The sequence below is a fragment of the uncultured Oscillibacter sp. genome, assembly GCF_900546705.1.
Lineage (GTDB): Bacteria > Bacillota > Clostridia > Oscillospirales > Oscillospiraceae > Oscillibacter.
Map to the genome: position 1 here is coordinate 1 of NZ_URDP01000052.1, position 11,751 is coordinate 11,751.

The window sequence follows — 11,751 nt, forward strand, 5'->3', positions numbered from 1 at the left end:
TCCGCCCGCCGCTTTTCCTGCCTGAAAACGAAATGAGGATCCCATGAGCTTTTTTATCGACAAACAAAACCGGCGTAAAAGTCCCATTGCCATTGCAGCGTTTTTTACTGCTGTGGGCTATTTGATCGTATATGGCATCTTGACTTCTCTCCTGGCGGAACCGCTGTACCGCAGCGTTACCCTGGGGAGCAATGCGGCCACCACGGTGGTCCATTCGCTGATTATCTCCGTGCTGGGCACGGCCATCTGTTGCCTGGCTTTTCTGATCCCGGACAAGCGGGTGGCGCCCTATGGCTTTGCAGGCCTTGCAGTGGTGCTGGCCATGTTTTATGTGGCGGTATGGATGCTTCCGGACGAGTCCCGGAGCATGATGCTGCAGGTTGTGACCATGTTCGGCCTGGGGCCGGTGGTGATCGGCAACGCGGTGGCCTGGCCTGTTTACTTGAAAATAAAGCGCAGAAATCCTGCGCAGCATGATAAAAAGACCCTGCGCCAGGAGATCCTGGAGACAGTGGAAAAATCCGGCGGCAGCGTCCAGGCCAAGAAACCGGCTGACATGCCCCACTCCGCACCCCGGCAGCCCCGCTCCGCTGAAGAGGAGGCCATGCTGCTGTACGGAGAGGATGACGAGGTGTGACTGACACACGGTCCGTCCGGATAGAAAGAGCGGAACCCACGGGCGGAATTTCCGGCGCTGCACGGACTGCATTTCAACAAGCGGAATTTTCCGGCCACAATGCGGTTTGGGCGGAGTCCGCCCTGACCAAGTAAGAATATGAAGGAGGCACAGGCATGCTGACCACAGTTTTATTTGATATGGGCGGGACTTTGGAGGATATCTGGAACAATGAGACAACCCGGGCGGAGGTCATGGCCCGCCTGGCCCAGGAGCTGCGCGCTGCCGGGCTGGAGCCGGGCTGCTCTGCGGAGGAGTTTGACCGGCGGGTCATGGAGGGCGTGCGCAGCTACAAGCAGTGGAGCGAGCATGTGCACCTGGAGAAAAAACCGGAGGAGATCTGGCCGGACTACTATCTGCGGGATTTCCACTTTGACCGGCAGGTGCTGGAGTCCATCTCCGAAAAACTGGCCAATTTGTGGGAGGTAACCTACTACCACCGGGAACTGCGCGCCGGCGCGCGGGAAATGCTCCAGGCGCTGAAGGACCGGGGTTACCGCATCGGCGTCATCTCCAACAACGCCTCTCTTTATAATGTTTTTGATGTGCTGGAGCAGTATGGCATCCGCTCGTTTATGGAGGATGTGACGGTGTCCAGCGTGGTGGGCTACCGTAAGCCTCACCCGGGCATTTTCCAGATCGCCCTGCGCCAGATGCAGGTGACGGCGGCGGAGTGTGTGTATGTGGGGGACACGGTGTCCCGGGACATCATCGGCTCCAAGCGGGCAGGCTTCGGCAAGTCCGTTCAGATCGGATCGTTCCTCTCCGCCCAGAAGGACGCAGAGGTGGCGGCGGATGCCGAGCGCCCGGACATTGTGATCCGGGACATCCGGGAACTGGTTGCCTGGCTGGATGAGATCAATCCGGAGAAGGCCCCTTCCTGAATGGTGAAGATAAAAAGCGGCTGCAAAAGCAGCCGCTTTTTTGCACGCAGAAGGAGCGGCCTGCTTTTCAAGAATTTTACAAAGAACGGCTTTCGGATTTTACATAAAAAAGGGCATCATAAAAAGGAGACTGCCCGTGAGGGCGCGGAGGGAAAGGAACGATGTCTATGAAATACGCCGTGGTGGATCTGGGCTCCAACACCATCCGGCTGTCCGTGTACAACACGCTGCCTGGAGGCGGCTTCGACTTGCTGTTTTCGGAAAAGGAGATGGCGGGACTTGTCAATGAGGTGGAAGACGGGGTGCTCTCCCAGGCGGGAATCCGCCGGGCCTGCGACGCGCTGAAAAAGTTCCAGCGCCTGCTGGAGTACTGCGGCGTGGAGCGGGTGCAGGTGTTTGCCACTGCATCGCTGCGGAATATCCGCAACACGGCGGAGGCGGTGGATACCATCCGCCGGGAGACGGGGCTTTCCGTAGATGTGGTCTCCGGTGACCAGGAGGCGGAGCTGGGCTATTACGGCGCACTGCGGACGCTGGATCTGCGCTCCGGCGCCATGTTCGACATCGGCGGCGGCAGCACGGAGATTGTGGAGGTGCAGGAGGGACGCATCCTGCGGGCTCAGAGCCTGCCGGTGGGCTCTTTGAATCTGTTTACCCGCTATGTAAGCAAGATCTGGCCCAAGCGCCGGGAGCTGGAGGCCATCGCCGCGGCGGCAGAAAATGCCCTGCGGGAGGCGGAGCTGCCGCGGGAGAAGGCAGATCGGGTGTGCGGCGTGGGCGGTACGGCCCGGGCGGTTTTGAAAATCGCCAACGCCTACTATGAGCGGCCGGCAGTGGAGCGGCGGCTGACGCCCCGTCAGCTGGACGAACTGACCGAAACACTGTGCCGGCGGGACGCCAAGGCCAGGAAGCTGATCCTGGGAGCCTGTCCCGACCGCATCCACACGATTTTGCCGGGAATTTTACTGATGAATGCCGTATGCAGGGCCCTTTGCCGGCAGGAGCTCTATATCAGCCGCTACGGCGTCAGGGAGGGCTATTTATGCCGCAAGGTGCTGGAAAACAGGATTTGAGCTATACCCAGGACCGGGAGCTGAGCTGGCTGAAGTTTAACCAGCGGGTGCTGGAGGAAGCGGCGGACGAATCGGTGCCGCTGATGGAACGACTGCGGTTTTTGTCTATTTTCACCAGCAATCTGGACGAGTTTTTCATGGTACGGGTGGGAAGCCTGGTGGATTTGGACCTGGTGGCGCCGGAGGCGCTGGACAACAAGGGTGGACACACGCCGGCCCAGCAGCTTTCCATGATCTTTCAGGCGGTGGAGCCGCTGATCCGCCGCCGGGACAGCGTCTATGCCCAGGTATCCGCGGCCCTGGCGGACCGGGGGGTGGAGGACATTCCCTATGAAAAGCTCAAGGGAGCTGACCGGGAGTATGTCCGGGACGTATACCGCCGGAGCATCCGGCCGCTGCTCTCTCCCCAGATCATTGATCCGTGCCATCCGTTTCCTCATCTGAAAAACAAGGCCCTCTACGCCGCGGCGCTGCTGCAGGACGGACACCACACCCGGCTGGGCATCGTGGGGGTGCCGGAGCCGGTGGGGCCTGTGGTGCAGCTGCCGGGGCGTTCCGGCGCCTTTGTGCGCACGGAGAGCATCATCGCAGCCCACCTGCGGAAGATCTTTAAGATCTATCGGCTGGAGGAACAGGCGGTGGTGTCCGTAACCCGCAACGCCGACATTGCCTATGACGAGCGGTTTGACGAGGAAGATCTGGACCTTCGCAGCCACATGACCCGGCTGCTGCGCCGACGGGAGCGACTGGCTCCGGTGCGGCTGGAGATGCAGGGCCAAGCGCCCCGGCTGCGGGAGGAGCTGCTGCAGCGGCTGAAACTGGGAGCGGAGCAGAGCTATGTGTGTGCCTGTCCGCTGTCGCTGGGATATGCCTACGATCTGGAGGGCCTGGACCCGGAGCTGCTCTACCCGCCCCATGCCCCCGCCTGGCCCGGTTACCTGTCCCGGAGAGTACCCATGTGGCAGCAGGTGGAGCAGCGGGACGTGCTGCTGTTTTATCCCTACCATTCCATGCAGCCGTTTCTGGAGCTTTTGAAGGAGTCCGCCGCAGACCCGGCGGTGCTGTCCATTCAGATCACGGTCTACCGGCTGGCCCGAAAATCCGCGGTGGTCAAGCACCTTTGCGCGGCGGCGGAGAACGGAAAGGCCGTGACCGTACTGGTGGAGCTGCGGGCCCGGTTCGACGAGAAGAACAACATCGGCTGGGCCCGGGAGCTGGAGGAGGCGGGATGCCGCATCCTATACGGCCCGACGGACTATAAGTGCCACGCCAAGCTCTGCCTCATCACCCGCCGGGAAAAGAGCGGACTCAGGTACATCACCCAGGTGGGAACCGGCAACTACAACGAAAAGACCGCCGGCGTCTATACGGACTTCTGCCTCATGACCGCAGACCCGGCCATCGGCGCCGATGCGGTGGCCTTTTTCCAGAATATGCTCATCGGGGACCTGCGGGGCAGCTATGAAAAACTGCTGGTGGCGCCGGTGTCCCTCAAGCAGACGCTGCTGCGTCTCATGGATGCCGAGATTGCCAGGGGCAGCCGGGGACGCATTATTCTCAAGACCAACTCCGTCACGGAGCGGGAGCTGATCGACAAGCTCTCGGAGGCGTCCCGGGCAGGCGTGCGCATCGACCTGATTGTCCGGGGCATCTGCTGCCTGGTGCCGGGACTGCCGGGTAAAACCGACCACATCACCGTCACCAGCGTGGTGGGCCGCTTTCTGGAGCACTCCCGCATTTACTGCTTCGGCGAGGGAGCCCTGCGGCAGATCTATATTTCATCGGCGGATATCATGACCCGCAACCAGGTGCGCCGGGTGGAGGTGGCCTGCCCGGTGGAGAGCGAAGAGCTGCGGGGGTTCCTCTCGGACTATCTGGAGCGGATTCTGGCGGATAACGTGAAGGCCCGCCGTCTGCTGCCCGACGGCAGTTATGTGCCGTGCCCTGCGGGGGAGGAGCCCGTGTCCGTGCAGCAGTATTATCTCGATCACCCGCCGGAGTTCACGCCCACCCGGGAACCCCGGCCCAGCGCCGCACAGCGGCTGCGGCAGCTGCTTGGGCGCCGGTAATCATAAAAAAGGCACCTCCGGCTTTTGCCGGAGGTGCCTTTCTGCGGAATAAAATCACTTCTTCTCGTCCGGGTCGCTTTCAAAGACGGCCTTGGCGCTGGCGGCCAGGCCTGCCAGACCTTGCAGCTCACTGGGAATGATGATCTTGGTGGCCTTGCCGTCCGCCACCTTCTGCATGGTCTCCAGGGCCTTGAGCTTAACCACCTGGTCGTTGGGGGCTGCGGCGTTCAGAAGCTTGAGGGCGTCGGCCATGGCCTGCTGGACCTGCAAAATGGCCTGAGCCTCTGCCTCGGCGGCCATAATGCGGGCTTCCTTTTCGCCCTGCGCCTTCAAAATGGCGGCCTGCTTGGCGGCGTCGGCCTTCAAAATGGCGGACTGCTTCTCGCCCTCGGCCACCAAAATCTGAGACTGCTTTTGTCCCTCGGCCTGGAGAATGGACTCCCGGCGCTCCCGCTCGGCCTTCATCTGCTTTTCCATGGCGTTCTGGATCTCCCGGGGCGGAATGATATTCTTCAGCTCCACCCGGTTGACCTTGATGCCCCAGGGGTCCGTGGCCTCGTCCAGAATGGACCGCATACGGGTGTTGATGGTATCCCGGGAGGTCAGGGACTGATCCAGCTCCATGTCGCCGATGATGTTGCGCAGCGTTGTGGCCGTCAGGTTCTCAATGGCGTTCATAGGCCGCTCCACGCCGTAGGTATAGAGCTTGGGATCGGTGATCTGGAAGTAGATGACCGTGTCGATCTGCATGGTGACGTTGTCCTTGGTGATGACGGGCTGGGGCTCAAAGTCCGCCACCTGCTCTTTGAGGGACACCTTTTTGGCGACCCGCTCGATAAAGGGCACCTTCAGGTGCAGCCCCACGCCCCACACAGCCCGGAACGCCCCCAGGCGTTCCACCACATAGGCCTTGGACTGGGGGACAATGACGATGTTGGTGATGATGACCAGCAGAATCAATACCACCAGAATGATGGCAACGATGGTTCCAACGGGGATCGGCATAGATAACCCTCCTCAGTTCGCACTTTTCGTAATTTTTGTATCTTTCCCGGCTCCTGCCGCCAGGGGAAGCTGTTCTACCAGCAGCTTTACGCCCTGCATCTTCCGGATGCGCACCATCTCCCCGGCGGGGATCACAGTGCCGTCGGTGCTGCGGGCGGACCAGGTCTTTCCGTCGGCATAGACAGTGCCGGCGGCGTTTTCGTTGTCAATGGTCTCTGTGACTTTGGCTTCCTGGCCCAGCAGCCGGTCTGCGTTGGTGGGAATGGTACGCCCTTGGGTGAACTTGCGCACCAGGGGACGAGTGATGGCCAGCGCGGCGGCGGATACCGCGGCGAATACCACCAGCTGCACCGTCAGTGACCCGTGTGCCAGGGCTGCCAGCAGCGCGGCGGCGGAGCCGGCCACGAACCAGATGGACACCAGCCCGGCGGTCAGGGCCTCTACAATGCCGAACAGAACAATGGCGCCCAGCCAGATCCAGATCATCATGGGAACTGCGCCTCCTTTCCATAGCTTTGCAGGATTCAATTGCATTATACCATGGAAGCGGGGGAGAATGAATTTCATTTTGGTTACAATCCCGCCCCGTTGCGTCCGGCGGGGTTTTTTGTTATACTGTGGATGAATTACTGAGAAAACGAGGAGGAGCGGGCCATGAAACTGACGGTGCCCTGTCTGTTCGGGCTGGAGGCCCTGGTGGCGGAGGAGATGCGCCGCCTGCAATTGCAGGAGGTACATGCGGAAAATGGGCGGGTGCACTGCCAGGGGACCATGGGGGACATTGCCCGGCTGAACCTGAACCTGCGCTGCGGGGCCCGGGTGCTTATGGAGCTGGGGTCTTTCCCTGCACCGGACTTTGAGGCGCTGTTTCAGGGCGTGGCGGCCCTGCCCTGGGAGGACTACATTCCCCGGGACGGAGAGTTTCCGGTGAAAGGGTACAGCCTCAATTCCACGCTGCACTCCGTGCCTGCCTGCCAGGCCATCGTGAAAAAGGCAGCGGCGAGACGGCTGGGAGATGTATACGGCTGCGAGACACTGCCGGAGACCGGCAGCCGCTATCAGATCCAGTTTGCCATTATCAAGGACACGGCCACGCTGTATCTGGACACCTCCGGCGAGGGCCTTTACAAGCGGGGCTACCGGGCCAGGAACATGGGCGCGCCCTTGAAGGAAACGCTGGCGGCGGCGCTGGTGCTGCTCTCTCGGTACCGGGGCAAAGACCCCTTCTGCGATCCTTTCTGCGGCAGCGGCACCATCCCCATCGAGGCGGCCCTCATTGCCAAGAACCGGGCCCCGGGCCTGGACCGGAGCTTTGCCGCCCAGAAGTGGAAGAACATGGACGCGGGGCTCTGGATGGACGCCGCCGACGAGGCCATGGACAAGGAATTTCACGGCACCTACGATATCTGGGGTGGGGACATCGACCCTGCCGCCGTGGAACTGGCAGAGCACAACGCCGCGCTGGCGGGAGTGGACGACTGCATCCGCTTTGAGGTGGCCGACGCAGCTGCCTTTCATCGGGACAGCGAGTACGGCCAGCTGGTGACCAACCCGCCTTACGGTGAGCGGCTGCTGGAAAAGAAGGAGGCTGGGGAGCTGTACCGGGTGTTCGGCCGGGCCATGGCCCAGATGCCGCCCAAGTGGCGCATTTTGATTCTCTCATCCCACACGGAGTTCGAGCAGTGCTTCGGCCGGACTGCAGATAAAAAGCGCAAGCTCTATAACGGCATGCTCAAATGCGATGTGTTCCAGTACGGAAAGTAATTTTTCCGGAAAATATTACGAAAGCCGGGGAGGTGCGGGTCGGTGCGCCATGTATTCATCATCAACCCCCGGGCGGGAAAGCATGACCACACCGCCCAGGTCTATGCCATGGCGGACGCGCTGCGCACCCGGCACGGCCTGGATTGCCGGTGTATGCTGACGGACCGTCCCGGCGGAGCCACGGAGATGGCCCGCCGTCTGGCACAGACCGGGGAGGAGCTGCGAATCTATGCCTGCGGCGGCGACGGCACCATCCATGAGGTGGCCAACGGCATTGCGGGCTTTGACAATGCTGCCATGACCTCGCTTCCGCTGGGCACCGGCAACGATTTTCTGAAGAACTTCGGTCCGGACCAGGAGAAGTTCCGCGACCCGGAGAACCTGTGGGACGGAAAACCGTTCCCGCTGGATCTGATCGACTGCAACGGCCGGCTGTGTCTTACCATCGCCTGCAACGGCATCGACGCCCAGATTGCCGAGAGTGTTCACCGCTACGGCGGCTTTCCGCTTCTGAGCGGCCGGGGCAGCTACCTTTGCTCCGTAGTGGTGAATTTTCTGTTCAAGGGGATCGGCCATCGCTGGACCGTGAGCCTGGACGGCAGGGAGGAGACGGGGGAGTACGCGCTGGTGTCCATGTGCAACGGACGCTACTACGGCGGCGGCTCTACCCCTGTGCCCCAGGCCCGGATGAACGACGGCGTGCTGCATACCGTTCTTATCAAAAAAGTCAGCCGCGCCACCTTTGCCCGGCTGTTCCCGGCCTATTCCGCCGGAGACCACGACGCCCTGCCCCGGGATATGATTCAGGTGTCCACGGCCCGGGAGGTTCGTATCCGGGGGGAGAAAGACATTGTCACCTGCCTGGATGGTGAGTGCTTCCGCAGCCGGGAGGTGGTCATGACCCTCTCGGATCGGAAGGTGCTGTTTTTCGGCCCCAAGGGCTGTGATCCCAACGCTACCGCCAGATAAAAAGCGCGCTTCGGCAATGGCTGCCGGGCGCGTTTTTTCTGCGGCCGCGACCCTGTGCCTGTGCGGTTATCCTGTTTGGAGGGGGAAATCCGACGGTTTCATTTGGCCTGTACGGAATTCACAAATATTTCATAACTTTTGTGAAAATCCCCCTTTACAAACGGATGCGGTTGCGCTAATATAACAGCGTTAGCACTCGAGAGAGTTGAGTGCTAACGCTGAATTTGTTTTCAAAATTTTTATTTACCATAAGGAGGAATTCCCATGAAGCTCACTCCGCTTGCAGATCGTGTCATTTTGAAGATGGTGGAAACCGAGGAGACCACCAAGGGCGGCATCATCCTCACCGGTTCCGCCAAGGAAAAGCCCTCTGTGGCTGAGGTTATCTCCGTCGGCCCCGGCGGCAACGTGGACGGCAAGGACGTGGTCATGACCGTCAAGCCCGGCGACAAGGTCATCACCAGCCAGTATGCCGGCACCAAGGTCACCCTGGAGGATGTGGAGTACGTTGTGGTGCGCCAGAACGACATCCTGGCCATTGTGGAGTAATCCGCAGATCTGATTTCAATTCGCCCAAGGCGAATCCCTTTTAACTGTTTTGACGGCGGCGTGTACGTCGTCAAAAACACCTCTCAGGCCGCAAACGTGCGAGCGCAGCGAGTGCGCTGCGGCGGCCTGGTGGGGGATCTAAAGGGGGAGCCTGCTCCCCTTTTAACAAAGATTTGGAGGTAATGCAATTATGGCAAAGCTCATTAAGCGCGGCGACGAGGCCCGTAAGGCTCTGGAAGCCGGCGTCAATACCCTGGCCGATACCGTCAAGGTCACCCTGGGCCCCAAGGGCCGCAACGTGGTGCTGGACAAGAAGTACGGCGCTCCCCTGATTACCAACGACGGCGTCACCATCGCCAAGGAAGTGGAGCTGGACGATCCCTTTGAGAACATGGGCGCTCAGCTGGTGAAGGAAGTCTCCACCAAGACCAACGACGTGGCCGGCGACGGTACCACCACCGCCACTCTGCTGGCCCAGGCCATGATCCACGAGGGTCTGAAGAACCTGGCTGCCGGCGCCAACCCCATCGTGGTGCGCAAGGGCATGGCCAAGGCCGTGGAGGCCGCTGTGGCTGAGGTCAAGAAGCAGGCCAAGACCGTGGACGGCTCCAAGGATATCGCCCGTGTCGGTGCCGTATCCAGCGGCGACGAGGAGATCGGCAAGCTGATCGCCGACGCCATGGAGAAGGTCAGCGCCGACGGCGTCATCACCATTGAGGAGTCCAAGACCGCTGAGACCTACAGCGAGGTGGTCGAGGGCATGCAGTTCGACCGCGGCTATATCACCCCCTACATGGTTACCGATACCGAGAAGATGGAAGCCGTCATCGACGACGCCTATCTGCTCATCACCGACAAGAAGATCTCCGTCATCTCCGACATCCTGCCCATCCTGGAGCAGCTGGTTCAGTCCGGCAAGAAGCTGGTGATCGTGGCCGAGGATGTGGAGGGCGAGGCCCTGAACACCCTGATCGTCAACCGTCTGCGCGGTACCCTGAACGTGGTGTGCGTGAAGGCCCCCGGCTTTGGTGATCGCCGCAAGGAGATGCTGCAGGATATCGCCACGCTGACCGGCGGCACTGTCGTCAGTGAGGAAGTGGGCCTGGAGCTCAAGAACACCACCATCGACATGCTGGGTCGTGCCCGTCAGGTGAAGGTCACCAAGGAGAACACCACCATCGTCGACGGTGCCGGCGACGCCGCTGCCATCAAGGACCGTGTGTCCCAGATCCGTGCGCAGATCGCCAACACCACCAGCGAGTACGATAAGGAGAAGCTGCAGGAGCGTCTGGCCAAGCTGGCCGGCGGCGTGGCTGTCATCAAGGTCGGTGCTGCTACCGAGACTGAGATGAAGGAGAAGAAGCTGCGCATCGAGGATGCCCTGAACGCCACTCGCGCCGCTGTGGAAGAGGGCGTGGTCGCCGGCGGCGGCACCATCTTCGTCAACATCATCCCCGCTGTGGAAGCTCTGCTGAACACCGTGGAGGGTGACGAGAAGACCGGCGTGCAGATCATCGCCAAGGCCCTGGAGGCTCCTATCCGTCAGATCGCTGCCAACGCCGGCCTGGACGGCTCCGTGATCCTGGAGAAGGTCCGCTCCTCCGGCAAGAACGGCTACGGCTTCGATGCCTATAAGGAAGAGTACTGCGACATGGTTGCCTCCGGCATCATTGATCCTGCCAAGGTGACCCGCTCCGCTCTGGAGAACGCCGCTTCCATCGCCGCCACCCTGCTGACCACTGAGGCTCTGGTGGCCGACAAGAAGGAGCCCGCTCCCGCTGCTCCCGCCGCTCCCGACATGGGCGGTATGTACTAATCCAACACCAAAAGTTTGGGCCCCTGGAACAACGTTCCGGGGGCCCTTTTATGTCTGGAATCAGTTCGACTGGAGCGGTCCGCCGCTGGTGACGGCTGCCCAGGTCCTGCCGCCGTCGCCGGTGACAAAGACGCAGGACAGGGCGTCCGCCTGGCCGCCATCCTGATCCATGCTGACGGTAACAGAACCGTTCAGCCCATCTTCAAATTCCATGGCGGTCACATGAATCCCGCTGTAGCCGTTTCCCGTGGTGATGTCGCCCATGGGCAGAGCTATCCGCTGCCAGGTGGCGCCGCCGTCCTCCGTGCGGTAGAGATTGGGGTCGGGATAACCGTCCAGTCCCTCATACCGGAAGGACAGAAAGCCCACATCCCGGCTGACAAACACCATGTGTTCCGCTACCCGGCTGTACTGGGTGTCCAGGTCGCTGCTGATGGGGGAGTAGTCCCTGCCATCCTCAGTGTAAAAGAGCCAGTGATACTCCGTGCCCGCGGCGGGGTCGGAGCGCACCAGAACCATCTCACCCCCGCCGGGCAGGGTGGAGCGGAGGGTATATGCCTCCTGGTCAAGCCTGGTCATGGCAAGGGCGGTCTGGGCGTCCCAGGGGGAAACAGCAAAGGTAACGGCACTCTCATTCCCCAAAGCCACCGAGGCGTAGCAGTCGCCGGTGATGGTGTCACGCCGGAAGCACAGAGTGCCCAAGGATTCGCCGGAGCTGCTGCGCAGAGTAATCTCATATTCCAACTCCAGATCCTGGGTGTCGGTAGATCCCACCTGTTCCCACGTCCGGGTGTTGAGAAAGTTGGCAAGAGTCTTTCCGGGGAAGCTGCCCAGAGGTTCTCCATATCTGGCATCCGTCATATCCACTGTGGTGTCTGTCTGTCCGGCCAGCTGGATGAGCTGCTGACAGCCGGTATCTTCGGTAAGCTGCCCGGTGCAGGCTACC

At 61.2% G+C, this 11,751-nt stretch carries 11 protein-coding genes; 8 read left to right on the forward strand and 3 right to left on the reverse strand.

Features of this window, described 5'->3' with window-relative positions; translation table 11 throughout:
- Positions 1–43 precede the first annotated feature (43 nt).
- The 4 genes from QZS13_RS09235 (at position 44) to ppk1 (ending at position 4,702) form a co-directional block, all read left to right on the forward strand.
- A complete protein-coding gene (locus tag QZS13_RS09235; RefSeq protein WP_295588215.1) occupies positions 44–637 on the forward strand; it encodes a hypothetical protein in 594 nt (197 codons plus the stop codon).
- Positions 638–792: 155 nt separating this feature from the next.
- Positions 793–1,560, forward strand: coding sequence for an HAD family hydrolase (locus QZS13_RS09240; RefSeq protein ID WP_295588218.1), 768 nt, complete (start codon positions 793–795; stop codon positions 1,558–1,560).
- Between the two features lie 161 nt (positions 1,561–1,721).
- Positions 1,722–2,633 (forward strand): phosphatase, encoded by a 912-nt coding sequence (locus QZS13_RS09245; protein ID WP_295588221.1) that lies wholly within the window; start codon positions 1,722–1,724, stop codon positions 2,631–2,633.
- Positions 2,603–4,702, forward strand: coding sequence for a polyphosphate kinase 1 (gene ppk1 / locus QZS13_RS09250; RefSeq protein ID WP_295588224.1), 2,100 nt, complete (start codon positions 2,603–2,605; stop codon positions 4,700–4,702). Before QZS13_RS09245 ends, ppk1 begins: the two co-directional genes overlap by 31 nt.
- A 54-nt stretch (positions 4,703–4,756) precedes the next feature.
- On the opposite strand, the gene QZS13_RS09255 is transcribed toward ppk1, so the two are convergent.
- A complete protein-coding gene (locus QZS13_RS09255) occupies positions 4,757–5,707 on the reverse strand; it encodes an SPFH domain-containing protein (protein WP_295588226.1) in 951 nt (316 codons plus the stop codon).
- A 12-nt stretch (positions 5,708–5,719) separates the two neighbouring features.
- Positions 5,720–6,196, reverse strand: a complete 477-nt coding sequence (locus tag QZS13_RS09260) for an NfeD family protein (RefSeq protein WP_295588228.1) — start codon at positions 6,194–6,196, stop codon at positions 5,720–5,722.
- A 165-nt stretch (positions 6,197–6,361) separates the two neighbouring features.
- Between QZS13_RS09260 and QZS13_RS09265 the strand changes: the two genes are divergently transcribed.
- From QZS13_RS09265 to groL, 4 genes are all read left to right on the forward strand, one after another.
- Positions 6,362–7,471 (forward strand): class I SAM-dependent RNA methyltransferase, encoded by a 1,110-nt coding sequence (locus QZS13_RS09265; RefSeq protein ID WP_295588231.1) that lies wholly within the window; start codon positions 6,362–6,364, stop codon positions 7,469–7,471.
- A gap of 42 nt (positions 7,472–7,513) precedes the next feature.
- Positions 7,514–8,440: a diacylglycerol kinase family protein gene (locus QZS13_RS09270; RefSeq protein ID WP_295588234.1), complete on the forward strand. Its 927-nt coding sequence runs from the start codon at positions 7,514–7,516 to the stop codon at positions 8,438–8,440.
- A 264-nt stretch (positions 8,441–8,704) separates the two neighbouring features.
- Positions 8,705–8,989 (forward strand): co-chaperone GroES, encoded by a 285-nt coding sequence (locus tag QZS13_RS09275; protein WP_025544992.1) that lies wholly within the window; start codon positions 8,705–8,707, stop codon positions 8,987–8,989.
- 190 nt (positions 8,990–9,179) lie between these two features.
- Complete coding sequence (gene groL, locus QZS13_RS09280) at positions 9,180–10,805, forward strand: chaperonin GroEL (RefSeq protein ID WP_295588238.1); 1,626 nt, start codon at positions 9,180–9,182, stop codon at positions 10,803–10,805.
- Between the two features lie 60 nt (positions 10,806–10,865).
- Here the strand turns inward: groL and QZS13_RS09285 are convergent.
- Positions 10,866–11,751, reverse strand: an 886-nt coding sequence (locus tag QZS13_RS09285; protein ID WP_295588241.1) for a hypothetical protein, incomplete at its 5' end; no start/stop codon positions are given.